The sequence below is a fragment of the Mesorhizobium sp. A623 genome (assembly GCF_054489405.1).
In genome coordinates, this window is the sequence record NZ_JBTMXB010000020.1 from 39,128 (window position 1) to 61,787 (window position 22,660).

Here is a 22,660-nt window from a genome sequence, read left to right on the forward strand (position 1 = left end):
TTCATTCTCCTCGCGGAAAGCGCTTCTGTTCTTCGAGTGTGTCAAGATTCATGTGGTTGCGCATGTAGCGCTCCGAAGCTTTTTGCAGCGGCTGGAAGTCCCACGGAAAGTAGGAGCCGTTACGCAGTGCCGGATAAACGACCCAGCGGCGTGCTTGGCTCTCGCGCACGGCGGCGTCGAAACCGGCCATGTCCCAGCGCGCGCGCACCTTTTCCATGAATGATGCGACGAGCGCGGCGTTTGCCGGATCGGCGGCGAGGTTGTCGCGCTCCAGCGGATCAGCCGCGAGGTCAAACAGTTGCGGCGGGTCGATTTCGCAATGGACGAATTTGTAGCTTCCGTCACGGATAGCCACCATAGGTGCATAGGAACCCTCGGCGGCATATTCCATCAGCACCGGTTCCGTCCGGGCGACCCCTTCGGTCAGAGGCTTGAGCGATTGGCCGTCCGTCCACGGCATGACCGCACTCATGTCGACGCCGGCGATGTCGCAGAGCGTCGGGCAGATATCCAGATTGGAGACCGGCTCGGTATAGAGGCCTGCTGGAATGCCACGGCCGGCCACCATCAGCGGCACACGGGCCGAGCCTTCGAAGAAGCTCATCTTGAACCACAGGCCGCGCTCGCCCAGCATGTCGCCATGGTCCGAGCAGAACAGGATAACGGTATCGTCGGCCATCCGCGTGTGCTCCAGCACCGACAGAAGCTCGCCGACCTTGTCGTCGACATAGGAGATGTTGGCGAAGTAGCCACGCCGAGAGCGCCGGATCTGCTCGCGGGTGATGTCGAAGCTGTCGTAGTCGCTGGCCTTGTAGAGGCGCTGCGAATGCGCGTCCTGCTTCTCATAGGGAATGAACGCGCTTTCCGGGTCGAGAGCCTGGCAGTTCTCGTAGAGGTCCCAGTATTTGCGGCGCGCGACGAACGGGTCGTGCGGGTGCGAGAGCGAGACGGTGAGGCACCATGGTCGTCGTGGGCCGTCGCTTTCACGCGACAATTGATAGAGTTTCTGCTCCGCGTGGAAGGCGACCTCGTCGTCATATTCCATCTGGTTGGTGATTTCGGCAACGCCGGCCCCGGTGACCGAACCGAGGTTGTGATACCACCATTCGATACGTTCGCCGGGCTTGCGGTAGTCCGGCGTCCAGCCGAAATCGGCCGGGTAGATGTCCGTCGTCAGCCGTTCCTCGAAGCCGTGCAACTGGTCCGGCCCGACGAAATGCATCTTCCCCGACAGGCAGGTGCGATAGCCGGCGGCGCGCAGATGATGCGCATAGGTCGGGATCGACGAGACGAATTCGGCGGCGTTGTCGTAGACGCCGGTGCGCGAGGGCAATTGCCCGCTCATGAACGAGGCGCGGCCCGGCGCGCATAGCGGGGAGGCCGTGTAATTGTTCTTGAAGCGGGCCGAGCGCGCGGCCAGCGCCTTCAGGTGTGGCGCATGCAGGAAATCCGCCGGGCCATCGGGAAACAACGTCCCGTTGAACTGGTCGACCATGATGATGAGGAAATTCGGCTGACCGGTCATTGTGCTGTCTTTTGCTGGCTGAGTTTCAGGTGCAGATAGTCTTCGATCAGCGCGATGGCCGTTGCCGCATCCGGCACGCCGTCCATCAGCGCGCGTCGGATATAGAGCCCGTCGATCAGCGCTGCCGTGGTTTCGGCGATCTGATCAGCTTGCCTTCGCGACACGATGCTGGCCAGCCCGCTCATCAGGTTGGAATGCAGGCGACGCGCATAGACCTTCAGCAAGCGGCGCAGTGCCGGCGACCGCTGTGCCTCGACATAGAAGGCGAGCCAGGCGGCAATAGTCTGCGGCCTGAACTGGACGGTGGAAAAGTTGACGGCAACGACCGCCGAGACGCGCGCGCGGGCTGTGGGCGCTGCATGCAAAACGCGCCGCGCATCCGCGCCCAACTCTGCCAGCAGATGCCGCATTGTCGCCAGCAGCAACTCGTCCTTCGCCCCGAAATAATGATGCGCCAACGCGGAAGACACGCCGGCGCGTCCGGCGATATCCGACATGGTGACGTCCAGCGAACCGCGCTCGCCGATCGCCGAGATTGTCGCATCGATCAGCGCCTTGCGGCGCAGCGGTTCCATTCCGATCTTTGGCATTGAAGTCTCCTCGGGTCAGTTTATTTTTTATTGACCCGTCAATCAACAAAAATTCGATGAGCCAGACGCGAACCAATGCAAACTTTGCTTTACGGGACGGGCGCGGGCGTCCATTTTGCAGGAAACTTGTTGGCGGTGGCCACGCCGTCGAACAGGAAGGAGATTGTGATGACCGCATGTATCGTCGGCTGGGCGCATTCGCGCTTCGGCAAGCTCGAGGGCGAGACGCTCGAAAACCTGATCACCACGGTGGCGGCAGAGGCGCTGGAGCACGCCGGCATCGGCCCCGACGAGGTCGACGAGATCGTGCTCGGCCACTTCAACGCCGGCTTTTCCGCACAGGATTTTACCGCGAGCCTGGTCTTGCAGGCAGACGACCGGCTGCGCTTCAAGCCGGCTACGCGCGTCGAGAACGCCTGCGCCACCGGTTCGGCGGCAGTGCGTCAGGGCATCCGTGCCATCGAAGCCAAGGCGGCCCGTGTCGTGCTGGTGGTCGGTGCGGAGCAGATGACGACGACGCCCGGTCCCGAGATCGGCCGCAACCTGTTGCGCGCCTCCTATCTGCCGGAGGACGGCGATACGCCGGCGGGCTTCGCCGGTGTCTTCGGCAAGATCGCCAGCGCCTATTTCCAGCGCCATGGCGATCAGTCGGATGCGCTGGCGACGATTGCGGCCAAGAACCACAAGAACGGCGTCGATAATCCTTACGCGCAGCTGCGCAAGGATTTCGGCTACGAGTTCTGCCGCACCGAAAGCGAGAAGAACCCCTTCGTCGCTGGCCCGCTCAAGCGCACGGATTGCTCGCTGGTGTCGGATGGGGCTGCGGCATTGGTGCTGACCGATTCAACCAACGCGCTGAAAATGCGCCGGGCCGTGGCCTTCCGCGCCAACGAGCATGTGCAGGATTTTTTGCCGATGTCGAAGCGCGATATTCTTCTGTTCGAGGGCTGTGAGGTGGCCTGGGCCAAGGCGCTGAAGAGTGCCGGCGTGACGCTGGACGACCTATCCTTCGTCGAAACGCATGACTGCTTCACCATCGCCGAACTGATCGAATATGAGGCGATGGGGCTGGCCAAGCGGGGCGAGGGTGCAAAAGTCGCGCTCAGCGGCGAAACCGCGAAGGACGGCCGCTTGCCGGTCAATCCTTCGGGCGGGCTGAAATCCAAGGGCCATCCGATCGGCGCGACCGGCGTTTCCATGCATGTGCTGAGCGCCATGCAACTGACCGGCGAGGCCGGTGGCATCCAGGTACCGGGCGCAATGCTCGGCGGCATCTTCAACATGGGGGGTGCTGCAGTCGCCAATTACGTGTCGATCCTCGACCGCATAAGGTAGAAACGGCCCATGGTCCTGCCTGAGAAAACAATCCTTCTTTGCACAGACGAGAGAACGGGTTCGCATCTTCTATCGCAGCATATGGCGACCACCGGAATCCTGGGCAGGCCATACGAGTATTTCAATACGCATTGGATGCGCTCGCATCACGAGGGCTACCCGGAAGACGTGCCGGACCAGTTTAGTGAAGCCGTCGCGCGTGGCATGACATCAAACGGCGTGCTCGCCTTGAAGATGCACCCATGGGCAATGGACCGCGTTCTGCCGCATGTCGACCTTGCCCGGGATCTTGGGCAGGTCTTTTTTGTCTTGTTGACGAGGGAAGACATTCTCGGCCAGGCGATTTCACTGCTCAAGGCCAAGCAGACGGATGTCTGGGTGGCCGGCCTGCCACCCATTACGCCGGGCGGCGTGGCACAGTATGACGGTCGCGGCCTGCAGGACATTGTTCGCGATTTATTGGGCCGGCGGGCTCGGTGGGAACTGTACTTCGCCAGGAACGGCGTTGTGCCGGTGAGGACGACCTATGAGGAGGTAACCGCCGATCCGCAGCGTGTCGTGCATCGGATCGCGACCCATGCGATGGTCGAGGGAAATTGCGAACTGGGTCGCGAGGACTGGTACAAATTCGATCGTCAGGCAGACGGGATAAATGAGGAGTGGCGTCGCCGCTTCACAGCGGAGTTTTCCGATCTTCAGGTGCTTGACACCGTGATGGCCGGCTGAGCAGCGTAAGGCCATTTTCTTTGCCGCTGACGGCCGTGACGGCTTCCGAAGGGGAGCCATTGTGAGGGTAACGAAGTGACTAATCCGGTTCTGGTTGAGGTTCTGCGCGGCGCGGTGGTGGAGAGTTCGCATCGCGGCGCGGTGTCGGTGTTCGACGGCGACGGCAAGCCGGTCTGGGAAATCGGCGACACGGCGCGCGCCGTCTTTCCGCGCTCGGCGGTAAAGGCGATCCAGGCGCTGCCCTTTGTCGAGAGCGGCGCGGCGGACGCCTACGGCTTCGGGCAGCGCGAACTGGCGCTGGCCTGCGCCTCGCATTCGGGCGAGCCGACCCATACCGAACTGGCAAGCTCCATGCTCGGCAAAGCGGGCCTTGATGTGTCGGCGCTGGAATGCGGCGCGCATTGGCCATCCAGGCAAGCCGCGACGATCGATCTGGCACGCGCCGGCGGTTTGCCAAGCGCGCTGCACAACAATTGTTCCGGCAAGCATTCGGGCTTCTTGTGCACATGCGCTCATGCCGGCATCGATCATCGGGGCTATGTCAAGGCCGGCCACGCCTTGCAGGAGATGGTGCGCGGGGCGATGGAAACCGTGACGGGTGCCGCCCATGACGAGGCCCATCGCGGCACCGATGGCTGCTCGATCCCGACCTATGCCGTGCCGCTGCGCGATTTTGCGCGCGGCTTCGCGCGGATGACAACGGGCAACGGGCTCGGGCCTCAACGAGCGAAAGCCGCCAAGCGGCTGATGTCCGCCTGCATGGCCGAGCCGTTCCTGGTTTCCGGCACCGACCGTGCCGATGTCGCGCTGATGGAAGCCGCACCCGGGCGCATCTTCGTCAAGACCGGAGCCGAGGGCGTCTATTGCGCGGCATTGCCTGAGCTTGGGCTGGGTATCGCGCTCAAATGCGACGACGGCGCGTCCCGCGCCGTCGAAATCATGATCGCTGCCGTATTGGCAAAACTGCTGTCGAAGGACGACGCGGTAGCGGCTAAATTGGGCGGGCAGGCCAATCCGGTTTTGAAGAACTGGAACGGCATTTCCGTTGCCAGCCTGCGCCCGACGGCAGCGCTGGCCTGAACGTCCTATGTGATTGCTGGCACTGCCGGCCGATAAAGGCCGGCAAGCTCGGGAATTACTTGTGAAGGCCCGCGCCCGAGCCTAAGTTTCATGCATGAGCAGAGCCTTCACCCGCGAGGAAGACAGCGAAAACGCCATCGCCAGCATTGGCGAGCGCCCGATCAGCGAGCATCGGAATCTGGTCACGCAAGACGGCCTGGACGGGATCGATGCCGAAATTACCGATCTGCGCGAGGAATTGGCGAAGGCGGAAGCCGAGGCGGACAAGCAGCGCGTTGCTGTGGTTTCACGCGATCTTCGCTACTGGGCGGCGCGGCGCGAGAGCGCGGAACTGTCGATACCGGAGAGCGACAGCGAGGTCGTCCGGTTCGGCATGATCGTCGAACTCGAAAGCGAGGGCGCGAAATCGGTGTCCTGGAAGATCGTCGGTGAGGACGAGGCCGACCCCGCCAAGGGCTCGATCTCGCATGTCTCACCGATGGCCCGCGCCTTGTTCGGCAAGAAGGTTGGCGACGTTGCCACCGTCAACGGCAAGGAATGGGAGATTGTCGGGCTGGGGGCAGGCTGAGGCCTCGCCCGCACCGATAGTGCTCCGTCGACTACTTTGACTTCACCGCGCGCGCAGCGATCGTATAGGGCGCCAATTTTTCTTTCGCTTCGACGAGTTTCTGCTTGAATTCGTCGGTCATGTGCGGGGAACGCCCTGTGTCAGTACCGACATGGCAATATGATATCGGGCCATAAGTTGGCGGGCGATTACGAGCTTTTGCTCATCGGTCTGGCTCAGCTTTGACATAACGCAACCCCAGATAGATGTTTTCTCCTTACCACACGTCGATTTGCTAAGAAAGCAGCCTGTCCATCAGCCGTTCGGCCGCGTCGGGAATAACCGTTCCAGGCGGGAAGATTTCCGCTGCCCCCGCTTTCAGCACCGCATCGTAGTCCTGCGGCGGAATAACGCCGCCGGCGACGATCAGGATGTCGTCGTGGCCGGATTTCTTCAGCGCGTCTTTCAACTCGGGGATCAGCGTCAGATGGCCAGCCGCCAGGGACGACGCGCCGACGATATGGACGTCGTGATCGGCGGCGAGCTTGGCGATCTCGTCTGGCGTCTGGAACATCGCGCCGACCGTCACGTCGAAGCCAAGATCGGCGAAGGCGGTGGCGATGACCTTCTGGCCGCGGTCATGCCCGTCCTGGCCCATCTTGGCGACAAGGATACGCGGTTTGCAGCCGGCCTTCTTTTCGAAGGCGGCAATCTTTTGCTGAAGCCGATCCACAGCCGGGGTCTCGCCCAGCGCCTTGCGATAGACGCCGGAAATGGTTTGCACGGTGGCGACATGCCGACCGAAGGCCTTTTCCAGCGCCAGCGAGATTTCGCCCACGGTCGCGTTGGCGCGGGCGGCGCGGATGGAAAAATCCAGCAGGTTTTCGCCATTTTCGGCGGCGCGGGTCAGCGCGTCCAGTGCCGTTTCGACGGCGTTCACGTCGCGCGTGCCCTTCAATTGCTGCAGCTTTGAAAGCTGGCGCGCGCGCACTTCGGCGTTGTCGATCTTCAACACATCGACATTCGTATCACTGTCCGGCCGGAAGGCATTCACGCCGACGAGAATCTGGTCGCCGGAATCGATGCGCGCCTGCGTGCGTGCGGCCGCTTCCTCTATACGAAGTTTCGGGATGCCCTTTTCGGTGGCCGCCGCCATGCCGCCAAGCTTCTCGATCTCCTCGATATGCGCCAATGCGCGCTGCGCCAGATCGTGCGTCAGCCGCTCGACATAGGCGGAGCCGCCCCATGGATCGATGATGGCGGTGGTGCCGGATTCCTTTTGCAGGATGAGTTGCGTATTGCGTGCGATGCGCGCCGAATGGTCAGTCGGCAGGGCCAGCGCCTCGTCGAAGGAATTGGTATGCAGCGACTGCGTGTGCCCCTGCGTCGCCGCCATCGCCTCTATCATGGTACGGGCGATGTTGTTGTAGGGGTCCTGCGCCGTCAGCGACCAGCCCGAAGTCTGGCAATGGGTTCTGAGCGACAGCGAGCGCTGGTCTTTCGGCGCAAAATTCTTCTGCATCAGTTGCGCCCAGATGAGGCGCGCGGCGCGCAACTTGGCCACTTCCATGAAGAAGTTCATGCCGATGGCCCAGAAGAAGGAAAGCCGGGGCGCGAACTTGTCGATATCCAGCCCGGCTGCGACGCCGGCGCGCGCATATTCGATGCCGTCGGCGATGGTGTAGGCGAGTTCCAGGTCGGCCGTCGCGCCCGCTTCCTGCATGTGATAGCCGGAAATCGAGATCGAGTTGAATTTCGGCATGTGCCGCGACGTATAGGAAAAAATATCCGAGACGATACGCATCGAGGGCTTCGGCGGATAGATGTAGGTGTTGCGCACCATGAACTCTTTCAGAATGTCGTTCTGAATGGTTCCGGCGAGGTCTTTCTGGGCCACGCCCTGTTCTTCCGCCGCGACGATGTAAAGCGCCAGGATCGGCAGTACCGCGCCGTTCATGGTCATCGATACGGTCATCTCGTCGAGCGGGATGCCGTCGAACAACTGGCGCATGTCGAGGATGGAATCGATGGCAACACCGGCCATGCCGACATCGCCGGCAACGCGCGGATGGTCGCTGTCATAGCCGCGATGGGTGGCGAGGTCGAAGGCGACGGAAAGGCCTTTCTGGCCGGCGGCAAGGTTGCGCCGGTAAAACGCGTTGGATTCCTCCGCCGTCGAGAACCCCGCATATTGGCGGATCGTCCACGGCTTCTGGACATACATGGTCGGATATGGCCCGCGCATGAAGGGCGCCAAGCCGGGAAAAGTATCGAGATGCGACAGGTCCTTGAGGTCGCTTTCGCCATAGAGGCGCTTGATGGCGATGCCTTCCGGCGTCAGCCACTGTCCTTCGACGTTGGCCGCGCGGGCAGGGGCCTTGGACCAGGCGATCTGGGTGAAGTCGGGGATCATTGCTGGGCCTTCGTCGTCTGGTCGAGGCGGATGGGGTGAAGCGGCTCGCAGAAAACCAGCCCATCGGTTGGTTCAGGTCGCCGCCCGGCCTTTAGTGTCTCGACGGGCCGCTCAGTCTTGGATGGATAGAGCGTGGTGCCGACGATGGCGATCTTGCCTTGGGCGTAGCTTTTTCGCCGCCCGGCAAGCGCCGCGTTGACGCGCTTCTGGATATGGCCGTCGCGCAAGCTTGGCAGGATGCCGCCTTCGGTTTCGATACGCTGGAATTCGGCCCATGCCGCTTCGCACAGGCTTTCGGTCAGGGCTTCGATGCTGCCCGCCCCTCGCGCCGGATCGTTGACATAGTCGATGTGGCTTTCGCGCGCCATGATCAGTTGCGTGTTGCGCGCGATGCGGCGGGCAAAGCCGCCGGGCAGCCCGTGGGCAATCGTGTGCGGCAGGATCGAGATCGAATCGGCGCCGCCGACAGCGGCGGCAAAACAGGCGATGGTCGTGCGCAGGATATTTGTCTCCGGGTCCAGCGCCGTCATCATCCGGAACGACGTTTCGGCATGGACGGCGGCGTTGGAGGCCGGGATCGAGCAGGCCTGCTGCACCCGCGCCCATAGCGTGCGCAAGGCGCGGACCTTGGCCATGGACAGAAACTGGTTCTGGTCGACGCTGACCACGAAGCCGATATGAGGTGCTGCGTAAATGAGGGCCTGGCGCGCTTCCTCGAACAGGCGCAGATGCGACACCGCCGATGCCAGCATGATGCCGAGTTCCTGCGCTTCGGTGGCGCCGGCATTGTGAAAGACCCGCCCATCGGCCTCAAGCAGCACGCCCGGAACGCCCATGGCGAAGAAATGCGCCAGCGATTGCGGCATCGAAGCCTGCAGCGCCTCGATCGACATGCGCAGCCGGCCCGTTCCCGCAAAGGTCGCCGCCGGGTCGATGCCGAAGGATATGTTGAGCTTTGCTGGGTCGACGCGCCGTCGGGTCAGGAGCGCCACCAGCCAATCGGCCATGGCCCGGCTTGATGGATGGACATCGATACGCAGGTGAACCTGGTTGAGCGGCACGCCGTCCAGCACCGTTTCAAGCGCCTGGACCGTGCTGGGCAAGCCATAGCCGAACGCGTTCGGCGCGCCCTCGAAAACAAGAGACAGACCGGTAGCGCCCTGTGCCAGGTCTTCATCGATCTGCGCCTTGGCGCGGGCGACGTCCGGGTCGTCGACGCGCTGGCTGATCGTCCACGGCGCGTCCGGCCTGACCCGCAGTGCGGCAGCCGCGTCCGCGGCCCGCCCATAGAGCGGATCGATGCGAACGCCGTCATCGCTGTGGGACACCAAACTGTCCTCGAACGAAGCTCCGGCGAGCGCCTTTTCGGCCAGCAGACGCCAGCGCTGCCGATCGGCAGCCGCAAAATCACTATTGTCGGTCAAGGCGTCCGTAGTCATCCAAATTCCCGTCCTATCGGCCGCTTCGGCCAACTCGGTCCAGTGTAGGGTCGATAGCCCGGTATCGCAATGCAAACACCGCTCTCGATAGCCAATTTGGCCGGGCCGGGCCGGTAGCCATTGTCGCTGTGCCACAGGCCCACTATACGTTCGGCCACCGTTTTGCGCGCGGCAAGCGGTAACCATTTGGATTGTCGGAGACCGGATATATGGCGGACGAGAAAAGCATCTTCCTAGGCGCAAGCCGCAAGCCGGACGACAGCTACCAGCGCGCCGAGCAGCTTCTGCTTCAATACGGAAACCGCCATGGGCTGGTTACGGGAGCGACAGGCACTGGCAAGACGGTGACGCTGCAAATTCTGGCGGAGGGCTTTTCCAATGCCGGCGTGCCGGTATTTTGCGCCGACATCAAGGGCGACCTGTCCGGCATCGCCATGGTGGGAACCGCCGAGGATTTCCTGGTCAAGCGCGCCAAGACGATCAAGCTCGACCCTTATGAATTCCAGGAATTCCCGGTGATCTTCTGGGATTTGTTCGGCGAGCAGGGGCATCCGATTCGCGCGACCGTGTCCGAGATGGGGCCGCTGTTGTTGTCGCGCCTGATGAACCTTTCGGAAGCGCAGGAAGGCATCATGAACATCGCCTTCCGCATCGCCGACGACGAGGGGTTGTTGCTGCTGGACTTGAAGGATTTGCAATCCCTGCTCGCCAACATAGCCAGCCGCGCGGACGAAATTGGCGCACGCTACGGCAACGTCACCAAGGCGTCCGTCGGCGCCATCCAGCGTACGCTGCTGATTCTGGAGCAGCAGGGGGCCTCGCATTTCTTCGGCGAGCCGGCGCTAAAAATTGCCGACATCATGCGAACCACCCGCGACGGGCGCGGCGCCATCAACGTGCTGGCCGCCGACAAGCTCATGATGAACCCCCGGCTTTACGCGACCTTCCTGCTCTGGCTGATGTCGGAATTGTTCGAGGAACTGCCCGAGATAGGAAACCCCGACAAGCCGCGCCTGGTGTTCTTTTTCGATGAAGCGCATCTCCTGTTCGAAGACGCTCCCAAGGTGCTGGTGGATCGCGTCGAGCAGGTGGTGCGGCTCATCCGCTCGAAGGGCGTCGGCGTCTATTTCGTAACGCAAAACCCGCTCGACATCCCCGAAACCGTGCTGGCGCAACTCGGCAACCGCGTGCAGCATGCGCTTCGCGCCTATACGCCGCGTGAGCAGAAGGCGGTCAAGACGGCGGCCGACACCTTTCGGCCAAATCCGGATTTCGATTGCGCCAAGGCGATCACCCAGTTGGGAACGGGCGAGGCGCTTGTCTCGACGCTGGAAGCAAAGGGCGTTCCGTCCATGGTGCAGCGGACGCTGATTCGCCCGCCATCGTCGCGGCTGGGGCCGATCACCCCGGAAGAGCGGCGCAAACTGATGCTCGAAAGCCCGGTTGCCGGCCAATATGACGAGGTGATCGACCGCGAATCCGCGTTCGAAATGCTGCAGAAAAAGGCGCAGGCCGCTCAGGAGGCGGAAGAATCGGCCGGGCAGGGTGATTCAGGCGGATCGCGCTGGACAATCCCCGGTTTCGGCGGCGATGATACAGCCCCGAAGCAGGCGGGACGCCGCGCACCGTCGCCGCGCGCGTCGAACCGCCAGTCGGTCACGGAAGCGGCAATCAAGTCCGTGGTCCGCTCCGTCGGTTCGTCGCTTGGCCGCGCTATTGTACGCGGCATCCTGGGAAGTTTTTCGAAAGGGCGCTGAGCGCGCCCTTTCACCGATCAGAAGATCGAGGAAAACGACCGGACGCGGCCAAGCAGCACCGAGCCTTCCGGCACGCCGGCATCGATCGGCTCGCCGCTCTGGTAGGACGCCATCGGCACCTGCGCTCCAACACTGCTGGTGACGAGGATGGGCGTGCGATTGGGAACCCGGTCGTAGAGGTCGATGATGTCCTGGTTCATCAGCCGCACACAGCCGGACGAAACCGATTTTCCGATCGAATTCCACTCCGGCGAACCGTGCAGGCGATAGAGCGTGTCTTCGCCGTTCTGGAAAATATAAAGCGCGCGCGCGCCGAGCGGATTTGTCAGGCCGGGCTGCATGCCGCCGTTTCGGACGCTGTATCTTTCCAGTTCGGGCTGGCGCGCGATCATATCGTCCGGCGGGGTCCATTTCGGCCATTTTCGCTTCCATTCGACGACGGCCTTGCCCGACCATTCGAAGCCGGCGCGGCCAAGGCCGACACCGTAGCGGATCGCCTGTCCGCCTTCGCGCACGAGATAGAGAAAATGCCCTGTCGTATCGACGACGATGGTGCCAGGCTGTTCGCCGGTCGGATCGGGCACGATCTGACGCAGGAACTGCGGATCGATTTTCTGGATGGGAATCGCCGGTATCTCGAAACCCTCGTCCACCATGGGGCCATACATTTCCGCATAACCCCCGAGCGGCGGCTCTGAATAGGTCGGCTGCGGCGGCTCTGTCGGTGCCTGGCTCGTCGTGGTGCAGGCCGATACGGCGATGGAGGCAGCGCCGAGCGCGGCGGTATTCAGAAAGCTTCTGCGGTTCATGCGCAGCAGTGATGCGGATCTGTTCATAATGGCCTTTTCTAATTCCCGTATCGCGAGCATACGTAAAGGCGCCGGCGGGCGGCGCGAAACCTCACGATAAACTGTCGGCGCGATAGACGGTTCCGATTCTGGCTGGATGGTGGGCAAACCAAGGCGATGATGTGGCAAGCCTGTCACTGTGGCTTTTATGCAACAGCGCGGCCGATCAGCCGCTGGCCGGCAGGCCGTCGAGCGAGGGAAGGATGAGGCTTGGCGAATAGTCGCTGTATTCTTCCGGCTGGTTGGTGCGGTTTATCCATACGGTGCGGAAGCCGAATTTGGCGGCCCCTGCGATGTCCCACCGGTTGGAGGACTGGAAGGAAATCGCGCCGGGATAAAGCCGCCAGTTCGTCGTCACCATGTCGTACACGGACGGGTCGGTCTTGAACCGCTTGACCGTATCGACGGAAAACACGTCGTCCAGCACCTGGTCGAGCGCTGCCGAGCGGACGGCGGCGTCCAGCATTTCGGCCGATCCGTTGGAAAGAATGGCCAGCCGAGCGCCGGCCGCCTTCAATGCCTTCAGCACGGCGGGCACTTCAGGATAGCAGTCGAGCCGCCAATAGGCGTCGAGCAGTCTTGGCCTGATGGCCGGATCGACGGACGGGAACTTGCTGAGCGAAAAATCGAGCGCCTGCTCGGTCAGTTGCCAGAAATCGGCATAGGACCCCATCAAGGTGCGGACCCAGGAATACTCCAGTTGCTTGGCGCGCCACAGTTCGGAAAGCGCATGTCCATCCGGTCCGATCGCATCGGCATGGCGGCGCACGGCGGCGTGCACGTCGAACAGGGTGCCATAGGCGTCGAATACATAGGCGGAATGTTGCATTGCACATTTGTGTGACGGGGCGGCACTGGACGCAAGCCCTGATTTCAGTCGAATACGGCGCTGGCGTCAACAAAACCGCGCTCTGCCGGTTGACGGCGCGATCCAAACGGCTTTCCAATACCGGCACACGACACATCGGAACGGATCAAGACCATGACACTGGCGGCAGCGGCGCAATCCGCGACCTGGACTTTCGTTGACGGCGACTGGCACGAAGGCAATGTTGCCCTGATCGGGCCGCGCAGCCATGCCATGTGGCTGGGCAGCACCGTGTTCGACGGCGGCCGCTGGTTCGAAGGCGTGTCGCCCGATCTCGATCTTCACGCCAAGCGGGTCAATGCCTCCGCCATCGCCCTTGGCCTCAAGCCGACCATGACGCCCGAACGCATCGTGGAATTGACGTGGGATGGTTTGAAGAAATTCGACGGCAACACCGCGGTCTATATCCGCCCCATGTACTGGGCGGAGGACGGCGGCTATATGGGCGTTCCCGCCGATCCGGCCTCGACCCGCTTTTGTCTTTGCCTGTACGAATCGCCGATGATCGCGCCCAGCGGGTTTTCCATTTCCGTTTCGCCCTTCCGGCGGCCGACGCTGGAAACCATGCCGACCAATGCCAAGGCGGGGTGCCTGTACCCCAACAATGGCCGCGCGATCATGGAAGCCAAGATGCGCGGGTTCGACAACGCGCTGGTGCTGGACATGCTTGGCAATGTCGCCGAGACGGCCAGCTCGAACGTTTTCCTGGTCAAGGGCGGGCATGTGTTCACGCCCGCCGCCAATGGCACGTTTCTTTCCGGAATCACGCGCGCCCGCACCATGGCGCTGTTGGCCGATCATGGCTTCCAGGTCACGGAAAAAACGCTTTCGGTGCGCGACTTCCTCGAAGCGGACGAAATTTTCTCCACCGGCAATCATTCAAAGATCGTGCCCGTGACCCGGATCGAGGACCGGAGCCTCCAGCCCGGACCGGTAGCCAAGAAAGCGCGTGCGCTTTATTGGGAATGGGCGCATTCGACTTCGGCCGGATGACCGGCTAAAACGCATCTGCGCATCGGTCCCGGCGTTGTCTTCGACCGATCCAGCCCTATCTTTGTTCGGTAAGCGATACCGGATTTTTTTGAGGAGTAACACCATGGCTTTTGAACTTCCCGCCTTGCCCTATGATTACGAGGCTTTGCAGCCCTTCATGTCGAAGGAGACGCTGGAGTATCATCACGACAAGCATCACAAGGCGTATGTCGACAACGGCAACAAGCTGGCCGCCGAAGCCGGCATGGGCGATCTCTCGGTGGAGGAAGTCGTCAAGCAGTCCTTCGGGAAAAATGCCGGCTTGTTCAACAATGCCGCCCAGCACTACAACCACATCCACTTCTGGAAGTGGATGAAGAAGGGCGGCGGCGGGAACAAACTGCCGGGCGCGTTGCAGAAGGCGGTCGATAGCGATCTCGGCGGCTACGACAAGTTCAAGGCCGACTTCATCGCCGCCGGCACCACGCAGTTCGGTTCGGGCTGGGCATGGGTTTCCGTGAAGGACGGCAAGCTCGCCATTTCCAAGACGCCGAACGGCGAGAACCCGCTGGTTCATGGCGCATCGCCGATCCTCGGCGTCGATGTCTGGGAACACTCCTATTACATCGACTATCGCAATGCCCGGCCGAAATACCTCGAAGCCTTTGTCGACAGCCTCATCAACTGGGACCACGTGCTCGAGCTTTACGAAAAAGCGAAGGGCTGACCTTTTCGCTTCAGGAAACCCGGCTTCGGCCGGGTTTTTTGTCTGGATGCGGTTTGCATCCTTGATCACGCAATCGTTAGTCGAAAGCGCGGAAACTTTCGGCCACCTTGCGCATCATTATCAAGCCAACAACCCTCTTTAACCCGGAGACGACCGCATGAGAAAGCTCATCCTCGCCATCTCTATGCTTGCACTAAGCGGCTCGGCCGTCTTTGCTGACCAGGTTCTCGACCGTCAGGCCTTGATGAAGGAGCGCGGGAAAATCGTTGGCGGCTTGACCAAGGTGGTCAAGGGCGAGCAGCCGTTCGAGGCGGGCGAAGTGCTGGCGGCCTTGCAGGCGCTGCAGGTCAATGCGGAGAAGCTCGACATCGATGCGCTTTTCCCGGCGGGCAGCAACGAGGGCGATACGACGGCATCGCCGAAAATCTGGGAAGACATGACCGGCTTCAAGGCGGCCGAGGATAAATATCTCGCCGACGTGAAGGCCGTCAATGCGGCGGCACCCGCCGATGTCGATGCGCTGAAGACGCAGCTTGGCGTTCTGGGGGGCGATTGCGGCACCTGCCATAAGGCGTACCGGATCAAGAAGAGCTGATAGCCCGATGCCCTGGGGGCGGAAGCTTGTCGGCGCGGCCATTCTCGCGGCAGGCGTCGTGGCAGTTGCCGGCTGGTTCCTTTCCGCGCCCGAAAGGCTGGATGCACAAACGCTGGCGCTGCTTGGGCCGGGCGACGCGGCGCGGGGCGAGCGCATTTTTCATGCCGGCGGTTGCGCGTCCTGCCATGCCCGTCCGAAAGCGGAGGGTGCGGCTCGTCTCGAACTTGCCGGCGGCATGGAACTGAAGACGCCGTTCGGTACGTTCGTTCCCCCCAATATCTCGCAGGACAAGACGGACGGCATCGGCAACTGGTCGGCCGAGGATCTGGCCAACGCCATGATGAAGGGCGTCTCGCCCGCTGGCGAGCATCTTTATCCGGCGTTTCCCTACACATCGTATGCGCGCATGAAGCCGTCCGATATCGGCGATCTCTATGCCTTCCTGAAGACGCTTCCAGCCGTGGCCGGCAAAGCGCCCGGCGCTTCGCTTCGCTTTCCGTTCAATATTCGGCGCGGCGTTGGTCTTTGGAAGCGGCTTTACCTGAGCAATGAGCCGGTGGTGTCCTTTCCGGAAGGCACGCCGGACGAGGTTCTGGCTGGCCGCTATCTGGTCGAAGGACCGGGCCATTGCGGCGAATGCCATACGCCGCGCACGCTGGCCGGTGGCAGCAGGAAGAGCGAGTGGCTGTCCGGTGCTGTCGCTGCCGAAGGCACAGGCGTGGTTCCCAACATCACGGCTGGCGAGGGCGGTATCGGCAATTGGTCGGTGACGGAAATTGCCGACTATCTCGAAACCGGCTTCACGCCGGATTTCGATTCCGTAGGCGGGACCATGGTCGACGTGCAGGAGAACATGGCCAAACTGACGCCCGCGGACCGCGCCGCGATCGCGGCCTATCTCAAGACCATACCGCCGCACCCGAACGGGTATCCGGCGCGCAAGCCGTCTCCCTGATCGGACGCGAGCACTTCAGGAGATGTCGGCCTTGCCCATCACCTTGAGCGCGAAGGCATAGGTGAAGGCGATCTCCTCCAGCCGTGAAAATCGTCCCGATGCGCCGGCATGGCCGGCATCCATGTTGATCTTGAACAGGACCGGATTGTCGTCGGTCTTGCGCTCGCGCAAACGGGCTACCCACTTGGCCGGCTCCCAATACGTGACGCGCGGGTCGGTCAAGCCGGCAAGCGCCAGAATTGGCGGATAGGCAAGCGCTGCCACATTGTCGTAGGGCGAATAGGCGGCAATCGTCTTGTAGTCTTTCTCGGATGCAATCGGATTGCCCCACTCGGGCCATTCGGGAGGCGTCAGGGGAAGTGTGTCGTCGAGCATGGTGGTGAGCACATCGACGAACGGGACTTCGGCAACGATCGCGCCGAAGGCTTCCGGGGCCATGTTGGCGATGGCTCCCATCAGCATGCCGCCGGCCGAGCCGCCCTGCGCGACGATGCGATTATGCGCGGTGAAATTTTCGGCAACGAGATGGCGGGCCACCGCCAGGAAGTCGGTAAAAGTGTTCGTCTTGAACTCGCGCTTGCCGTCGTCGTACCAGCCATAGCCCTTGTCCTTGCCGCCGCGAACATGCGCAATGGCATAGACGAAGCCGCGGTCGACCAGCGAAAGGCAATTGGTGTTGAAGGAAGCCGGGATCGTGATGCCGTAAGCACCGTAGCCATAAAGCAGGCACGGCGCCGATCCGTCGAGCGGCGTGTCCTTCCGGTAGAGCAGCGACACCGGCACCAGTTCGCCATCATCGGCAGGGGCCATCAGGCGGCGGGTGACATAAAGGTCCGCGTCATGGCCGGACGGTACTTCCTGCGTCTTGAGCAGGGTGCGTTCGCGGCTGCGCATGTTGTAGTCGAACAGTTGCGCGGGCGTCGTCATCGACGAATAGGAAAAGCGCATCATCTCGGTTTCGTATTCGTAGGAGCCAGACAGGCCAAGCGAGAAGGCTTCCTCGTCGAAGGAGATCGAATGTTCCTCGCCGCTCGCGCGGTCGTGGATGACGATGCGCGGCAGTCCGTCCTTGCGCTCCAGCCGCACCATATGATGCTTGAAGCCCATGACCGAAAGGATAAGTCGGCCCGGTTCATGGGCCACAAGTTCCTTCCAGTTGGCGCGCACCGGATCGGCAGCAGGCGCGGTCATGATCTTGAAATCTTTCGCGCCGTCGGCATTGGTCAGGACGAAGAAGACATCGCCGCCTTCCTCGAGTTCGTATTCCAGCCCGGTTTCGCGCGCCGCCACCAGTTTCGGCTCGGCGGTAAGATCACTTGCCGCCAATATCCTGTATTCGGAGGTCTCGTGGTCGTTGATGCCGATCAGGATCCATTCGTTGCTGCGCGTGCCGCCGACGCCCATGAAGAAGCCCGGATCGGTTTCCTCAAAGACGAGCCTGTCGTTTTCGGGGCTGTCGCCAAGCGCGTGGTAGAACACCTTCGAGGGGCGATGGTTGGGATCGAGGCGCGTATAGAAGAAGCCGCGGTTTGCGGCATCCCACACGCCGCCGCCGCCGGTGTCGGCAATCTCGTCGGCGAGGTCGGTCCCGTTGGCAATGTCGCGCACCCGCAGCGTGTAGAATTCGGAGCCCTTGTCGTCGAAGGCCCATAGAAGCCGTTCATGGTCGCCGGAGTGGTCGATGCCGCCAAGGCGGAAATACGGCTTTGCCTCCGCTTCGGCGTCGCCGTCGAGCAGGATCGTCTCGGGCCCGCCGTCGCGGGGCGTGCGAAAATAGCGGGGCTGTTCGCCGCCCAGTTTGAACGACGAGCCGTAGGCATACGGTCCGTCCTTCATGGGCACGGACGAATCGTCTTCCTTGATGCGCCCTTTCATTTCGCCAAACAGCGATTTCCGCAACGCGCCGGTGTCGGCCATGAGCGCCGACTGGTAGGCGTTCTCGTCCTCGAGGTGCTTTCGAATGGCGGGGTCGAGCACCGACGGGTCCCTGAATACTTCCCGCCAGTTATCGGCCCGCAACCAGGCATAATCGTCCGTCCGGGTAATGCCGTGATGCGTATCGGAGGTTGCCCTTTTTCCCGTTTGCGGCGGGCTCATTCTCGGGAAGGCTGCGGCTTTTGTCATATCGTCTCGCGATCAAAGGAATCTGTGGCGGCGAGTGAGCACATTGGGGCAGTCGATTTCAAGTGCCAAGAATTTCCCGCCGGTGCTGTGCGACCAATTCCTTTCGCCCGAACGGACTTACCGCCGTGAACGCTTGTCGGCGGAATCTTGATCGTAGTTTCAGGCAAAAATGATCTTGGATTCAAATTTGGTTTACAACAGGTTAATCGTCCAAGGCATCAGTATCCAATTCACGTTTTTCTGTGATTTGCAACCGGCGGTGGTGATTTCGTCCTAGGATCGGACCAAATCTGTCGCACCAAGATATAATTCGTGAGCGCCTTACTTAAGTTATGATCGGCATCGGGGCAGCAGCACTGGCCAAGGCATATGAGGTATGGGTAATTTACGGTCTAGACGGAATGTGTACATCACAATCCGTGAGTATAGCATGAGGAACGAATTGACTTGGTGGATATGATGAGTCATTTACAAGCAAAGCTGAGAATCGCGACGGCAGGTGTCGCATATGGGTAAAGTGTGCGTGAAGGCATACCCCCTGGAACCCTTTAAGGCATGATATTGATGGAAAATGCAGACACGCCTTCCAGAAGCAGCGACGCGCTGATCGAATTGACAGCGGATGTCGTGGCTGCCTATGTCAGCAACAATCCTGTCCCGGCCGGCGACCTTCCGAATCTCATCGCCGATGTTCATGCGGCATTGGGACGAATCGGAGGGACAAGCGAACAACCGGTGGTCGACAAGCAGAAGCCTGCGGTCAATCCGAAGCGTTCCGTTCACGACGACTATATCGTGTGCCTGGAGGACGGCAAGAAGTTCAAATCCCTCAAGCGCCACCTGATGACGCATTATGGCCTGACGCCCGACCAGTACCGGGAGAAGTGGGGCCTGGAGGCGACCTACCCGATGGTCGCGCCAAATTATGCGGCCGCGCGCTCGCTGCTGGCCAAGAAAATGGGCCTTGGCCGCAAGCCCAAGGCTGCGCGTTAGAGCGCCGAGCGTCCTTCCGGGCGTATATGGCGATCTGGGATCAGTCGCCATTTTGCCTGTTTCGGACTGATATCCAACGGCGCCTTCGGGCGCCGTTTGTATTTGCCCGTGTATTTTTCTTGCACCGCCCGGCGTGTTCTCCTTCGCCGGCCTTCAATTGCCGTAGCCGGTCCAGCACCTGCTTGAGGGCGATGTGGCGATTGAGGTCGTAGCTCCAGTGCCGTCGCATTCCTTTCAGGCGCTCGCGCTCGATCATCCGCTCGATGCGCTGGATGATCCGTGCCTGCGCTTCGCCGCTCTCCAGCAAGGAAGCCGAAAGGTCGACCCCGCACGTCAGTTGCATGGCGGCGACCTGCCTTGCGTGGCTGACGGCATTCAGTTTTTCCGAGCCGAACGCTTTGGCTTCTTCCCGAAGGCGCTGCATGTCCATTTTATGCTCCAATTGAAGGAGCCATCATCGCCAGCAGCGTGAGCATGGGGACAAAGTAGTCGGAATTATTGCTTGGAAAAATAGGAAGTGGATGAATAACAAGAGGTTATGAGATTTCGGGTCGTTCGATAGTTCTTTGTTTGTTCACATCATCGGGCTTGATGGTTATAAGGAACATATTCCTATTTGGAGGGACGTTCCGTGCAGTCGATGCCATCAGCCCTGTTAAAACAGCCAGCGCAATCCGTGCCGGAATGCAGCAAGGGATCATCCGGGTTTCATCCGGCCACCAAACGGCGCGACGAGGTGGCGCTGGAAGTTTGCGAATGTCTGATCGATATTGCTTCCGCCCTGTTTTCCGTGCCGAGCAAGGAGTTGCGTAGACCGGGAAAGACGGCTGCCCCGGTTTCGCGCGTCCGCCAGATTGGCATGTATGTCGCGCATGTGGTGCTGCGCCTGACCATGGGAGAGGTCGGCGCGGGTTTTGGCAGGGATCGCACGACCGTGCTTCACGCCTGCCAGGTCATCGAGGACTTGCGCGACGATCCTGAATTCGACCGCGTCGTGCTGACGATTGAACGGATCGCCGCGGCAGCGTTCCGCAACCGGCTGGGCCTTTGACATGGAGCAGAGTGCGGCCTTTGCCGGCTCCCGGCGGATCCTTCAGTTTCTGGCCAAGGGTCCAGCTTCGGTGCGTTCCGCTGCGGGAGGCGAAAACGTACTGCTGGAGGCTACCGACCGCGGGTCGATCGCGGTGGAAAGCGGCACCCTGTCCAAACTCGCGGCAAAAGGCCTGCTTGCAAGGAGTTCGCATAGTGTCGTCTTGTCCGCTCAAGGCAGCGTGCTGGCGCAGCGCCAAAACTCGTCGTCGGATGCGTTCCAGGATCGCCACCGCGACATCGATTTGGTGAGCGTCGATTTGCCGGCCGGTCCGGCGATGGTTTTTGCAAACCTTGCAGAATCGCCGCTTTCGCAACTCGTTCGCCGCAAGGGGCGGGATGGCAGGCCCTTTCTCGGCGCGCGGGAGTTTCAGGCCGGCGAGCGGCTTCGCAGCGACTATACGCGCGGCCAGATCATGCCCCGGCTTGGCGCGAACTGGGGCGCCGGCGTTTCGTCGGGCAAACGCGCGAGCGGCGGCGGCCTGGCAGAGCTTACCGATGCAGCACTCGCGGCGCGGCAAAGGGTCGACAATGCCATGGAGGCTGTCGGCCCGGAACTGTCGGGTGTGCTTGTCGACGTCTGCTGTTTTCTGAAGGGGCTGGAATTGGTGGAGACCGAGCGCGGCTGGCCGGTGCGTTCCGCCAAGATCGTCTTGAAGACGGCGCTTGGCGTCCTCGCCCGCCACTATGCGCCTGATGCGGGTGCGCATCGGCACCGGCAAACCCTGCATTGGGGCACGCCGGACTATCGCCCGAAAATGACGGTGAGTTAAAATCTGGAAATCAGGCGTTCTGCTTCAGTACAGCCCCTGCATCACGCCTGATGCGCTTGACCATGGAACGCAGGCCGTTGGCGCGCTGCGGCGAAAGGTGCTCGTCGAGACCAAGCGTCTTCAGCGTTGCGTCCGCATCGGTCTTGAGGATGATACTCGCCGGCTGGCCGGAAAAGAGGGCCAGCATGATCGCGACAAGGCCGCGCACGATATGAGCATCCGAATCGCCGTGGAAAACCAGGACCGGGTCGAGCCCTGCGCCGATATCGGTCGTCAGCCAGACCTGGCTGACGCAACCGGGCACCTTGTTGACCGGCGTGCGTTCGTTATCGGGGAAGGGCGGCAGGTTCTCGCCCAACTCGATCACATAGCGATAGCGGTCCTCCCACTCGTCCAGGAATGAAAAGTCGTCACGGATTGTTTCTATCGTTGCGGCCATCACGCATGGATATAGTCACGCGACAGGGGCGCGTCACGGAAAAAAGGCTAATAGCGCCGAAATGTGGACCGAAGCATGTCTCCCTAAAATGGGAACCTGTTTCGGGATAAGGACATGCGAGAAACCCCAAGCCCTGTCAGTTGCTTGCAGGCACGCTGCCGGTGGTGGTTGCCGTGTCGAGGGCGCTTTGGTCGAGGGCGCTTTGGTCGGGGGCATTGGCGTCGCTGTCGTCGTTCAGCATCGATGCCGCAATTTTTGCCGTCTTTATTGCCCGCACCGTGACGGTATGCATTGCCGACTTGCCGGCCTCGCAAACGTCCGGCTTGCGCTGGCAAAGCCCGGAAATGTCGCTGACCGCCTCGCCCGCCGCAGCCAGCGCCTGAATTGCGCCGATGCTTTGGCCATTGGCGTCGTCCGTGCCCGTATTGAAGGGAAGCGCCAGCAAGACCAGCGAAAACCAGAAAGCTGCCCTGATCAGAAAAAACATGTGTGTGCCCTCCGTGTGGCCGGGTCATGCGGCATTCGTGGCCTGACCTCGTTTGTTGCAGGGATACTGGCATGAGCGGGCAAAGGACGGCTTGCACGATAGCAGAGGATTTTCTTCAAATTTTAGGCGAATTCGACAGGAAGCGTTTTTCATTCAATTTGCATCGAATTCGAGGCTTAAAGGCAACCTTTCGATAACTATCTAAACCCATGTATTTCCACGGTATCTGGATATTCGGCGAGGAGCGCTTTCCGGCCACGGCCGTCTAGTCCCGAAGGCCATGGGCTAACCCTCCGTTTACTATGGCGGCAATTGGCCTGATTTTTCAGGCGAGGTAGCACGATAATCGCCGTGCCCGCGCTATTTGGCACCCTCGCT

21 protein-coding genes and 1 pseudogene are annotated in these 22,660 nt (G+C 61.4%); 12 read left to right on the forward strand and 10 right to left on the reverse strand.

The window, feature by feature from the left end; all coding sequences use genetic code 11:
- Position 1: 1 nt before the first annotated feature.
- Together betC and betI are read right to left on the reverse strand one after the other, a co-directional pair.
- A complete protein-coding gene (betC, locus tag ACX3P1_RS18820; RefSeq protein ID WP_459081141.1) occupies positions 2-1,525 on the reverse strand; it encodes a choline-sulfatase in 1,524 nt (507 codons plus the stop codon).
- Positions 1,522-2,115, reverse strand: coding sequence for a transcriptional regulator BetI (gene betI / locus ACX3P1_RS18825; RefSeq protein ID WP_459081142.1), 594 nt, complete (start codon positions 2,113-2,115; stop codon positions 1,522-1,524). The genes betC and betI overlap by 4 nt, the downstream gene beginning before the upstream one ends.
- Before the next feature lie 168 nt (positions 2,116-2,283).
- Here betI and ACX3P1_RS18830 point away from each other — a divergent pair, with 168 nt between their 5' ends.
- From ACX3P1_RS18830 to ACX3P1_RS18845, 4 genes are all read left to right on the forward strand, one after another.
- Entirely contained in the window at positions 2,284-3,450 is a 1,167-nt protein-coding gene (locus ACX3P1_RS18830; protein ID WP_459081143.1) for an acetyl-CoA acetyltransferase, read from the forward strand.
- A gap of 9 nt (positions 3,451-3,459) precedes the next feature.
- Positions 3,460-4,176 carry a Stf0 family sulfotransferase gene (locus ACX3P1_RS18835; RefSeq protein WP_459081144.1) on the forward strand — a complete coding sequence of 239 codons (717 nt, stop codon included), beginning with the start codon at positions 3,460-3,462 and terminating at the stop codon, positions 4,174-4,176.
- A 75-nt stretch (positions 4,177-4,251) separates the two neighbouring features.
- Positions 4,252-5,256, forward strand: a complete 1,005-nt coding sequence (locus tag ACX3P1_RS18840) for an asparaginase (protein ID WP_459081145.1) — start codon at positions 4,252-4,254, stop codon at positions 5,254-5,256.
- Between the two features lie 94 nt (positions 5,257-5,350).
- On the forward strand, positions 5,351-5,824 hold the full coding sequence (locus tag ACX3P1_RS18845; RefSeq protein ID WP_459081146.1) for a GreA/GreB family elongation factor: 474 nt from the start codon (positions 5,351-5,353) through the stop codon (positions 5,822-5,824).
- Positions 5,825-6,098: 274 nt separating this feature from the next.
- Here ACX3P1_RS18845 and scpA read toward each other — a convergent pair whose 3' ends face one another.
- The gene (gene scpA / locus ACX3P1_RS18850; protein WP_459081147.1) at positions 6,099-8,216 is read right to left on the reverse strand and encodes a methylmalonyl-CoA mutase; all 2,118 of its coding nucleotides are present in this window, start codon (positions 8,214-8,216) and stop codon (positions 6,099-6,101) included.
- A complete protein-coding gene (locus ACX3P1_RS18855) occupies positions 8,213-9,655 on the reverse strand; it encodes a methylmalonyl-CoA mutase subunit beta (RefSeq protein ID WP_459081148.1) in 1,443 nt (480 codons plus the stop codon). The genes scpA and ACX3P1_RS18855 overlap by 4 nt, the downstream gene beginning before the upstream one ends.
- 209 nt (positions 9,656-9,864) lie before the next feature.
- On the opposite strand from ACX3P1_RS18855, the gene ACX3P1_RS18860 reads away from it, so the two are divergent.
- A complete protein-coding gene (locus ACX3P1_RS18860) occupies positions 9,865-11,412 on the forward strand; it encodes a helicase HerA-like C-terminal domain-containing protein (protein WP_459081149.1) in 1,548 nt (515 codons plus the stop codon).
- 17 nt (positions 11,413-11,429) lie between these two features.
- Here the strand turns inward: ACX3P1_RS18860 and ACX3P1_RS18865 are convergent, their stop codons facing one another.
- Positions 11,430-12,248, reverse strand: coding sequence for a L,D-transpeptidase (locus ACX3P1_RS18865; protein ID WP_459081150.1), 819 nt, complete (start codon positions 12,246-12,248; stop codon positions 11,430-11,432).
- 178 nt (positions 12,249-12,426) lie between these two features.
- Positions 12,427-13,089, reverse strand: a complete 663-nt coding sequence (locus ACX3P1_RS18870) for a haloacid dehalogenase type II (RefSeq protein WP_459081151.1) — start codon at positions 13,087-13,089, stop codon at positions 12,427-12,429.
- Positions 13,090-13,242: 153 nt separating this feature from the next.
- On the opposite strand from ACX3P1_RS18870, the gene ACX3P1_RS18875 reads away from it, so the two are divergent.
- From ACX3P1_RS18875 to ACX3P1_RS18890, 4 genes are all read left to right on the forward strand, one after another.
- Positions 13,243-14,121: a branched-chain amino acid aminotransferase gene (locus ACX3P1_RS18875; protein WP_459081152.1), complete on the forward strand. Its 879-nt coding sequence runs from the start codon at positions 13,243-13,245 to the stop codon at positions 14,119-14,121.
- Positions 14,122-14,224: 103 nt separating this feature from the next.
- The gene (locus ACX3P1_RS18880; RefSeq protein ID WP_459081153.1) at positions 14,225-14,827 is read left to right on the forward strand and encodes a superoxide dismutase; all 603 of its coding nucleotides are present in this window, start codon (positions 14,225-14,227) and stop codon (positions 14,825-14,827) included.
- A 157-nt stretch (positions 14,828-14,984) separates the two neighbouring features.
- Positions 14,985-15,422: a c-type cytochrome gene (locus ACX3P1_RS18885; RefSeq protein ID WP_459081154.1), complete on the forward strand. Its 438-nt coding sequence runs from the start codon at positions 14,985-14,987 to the stop codon at positions 15,420-15,422.
- A gap of 7 nt (positions 15,423-15,429) precedes the next feature.
- Positions 15,430-16,377, forward strand: a complete 948-nt coding sequence (locus tag ACX3P1_RS18890; protein ID WP_459081155.1) for a cytochrome c — start codon at positions 15,430-15,432, stop codon at positions 16,375-16,377.
- A gap of 15 nt (positions 16,378-16,392) precedes the next feature.
- On the opposite strand, the gene ACX3P1_RS18895 is transcribed toward ACX3P1_RS18890, so the two are convergent.
- Positions 16,393-18,501: a S9 family peptidase gene (locus ACX3P1_RS18895; protein ID WP_459081156.1), complete on the reverse strand. Its 2,109-nt coding sequence runs from the start codon at positions 18,499-18,501 to the stop codon at positions 16,393-16,395.
- 564 nt (positions 18,502-19,065) lie between these two features.
- Here ACX3P1_RS18895 and ACX3P1_RS18900 point away from each other — a divergent pair.
- The gene (locus tag ACX3P1_RS18900; RefSeq protein ID WP_459081157.1) at positions 19,066-19,494 is read left to right on the forward strand and encodes a Ros/MucR family transcriptional regulator; all 429 of its coding nucleotides are present in this window, start codon (positions 19,066-19,068) and stop codon (positions 19,492-19,494) included.
- A gap of 163 nt (positions 19,495-19,657) precedes the next feature.
- Here ACX3P1_RS18900 and ACX3P1_RS18905 read toward each other — a convergent pair.
- A pseudogene (locus ACX3P1_RS18905) lies at positions 19,658-19,756 on the reverse strand (cytoplasmic protein); the annotation flags it as partial.
- A gap of 378 nt (positions 19,757-20,134) precedes the next feature.
- On the opposite strand from ACX3P1_RS18905, the gene ACX3P1_RS18910 reads away from it, so the two are divergent.
- Positions 20,135-20,545, forward strand: a complete 411-nt coding sequence (locus ACX3P1_RS18910) for a helix-turn-helix domain-containing protein (RefSeq protein WP_459081170.1) — start codon at positions 20,135-20,137, stop codon at positions 20,543-20,545.
- A 1-nt stretch (position 20,546) separates the two neighbouring features.
- Positions 20,547-21,356: a DUF6456 domain-containing protein gene (locus ACX3P1_RS18915; protein WP_459081158.1), complete on the forward strand. Its 810-nt coding sequence runs from the start codon at positions 20,547-20,549 to the stop codon at positions 21,354-21,356.
- A gap of 10 nt (positions 21,357-21,366) precedes the next feature.
- On the opposite strand, the gene ACX3P1_RS18920 is transcribed toward ACX3P1_RS18915, so the two are convergent.
- Together ACX3P1_RS18920 and ACX3P1_RS18925 are read right to left on the reverse strand one after the other, a co-directional pair.
- Entirely contained in the window at positions 21,367-21,795 is a 429-nt protein-coding gene (locus ACX3P1_RS18920) for a SufE family protein (protein ID WP_459081159.1), read from the reverse strand.
- Between the two features lie 136 nt (positions 21,796-21,931).
- Complete coding sequence (locus ACX3P1_RS18925; protein ID WP_459081160.1) at positions 21,932-22,282, reverse strand: DUF5330 domain-containing protein; 351 nt, start codon at positions 22,280-22,282, stop codon at positions 21,932-21,934.
- Between the last annotated feature and the right edge of the window lie 378 nt (positions 22,283-22,660).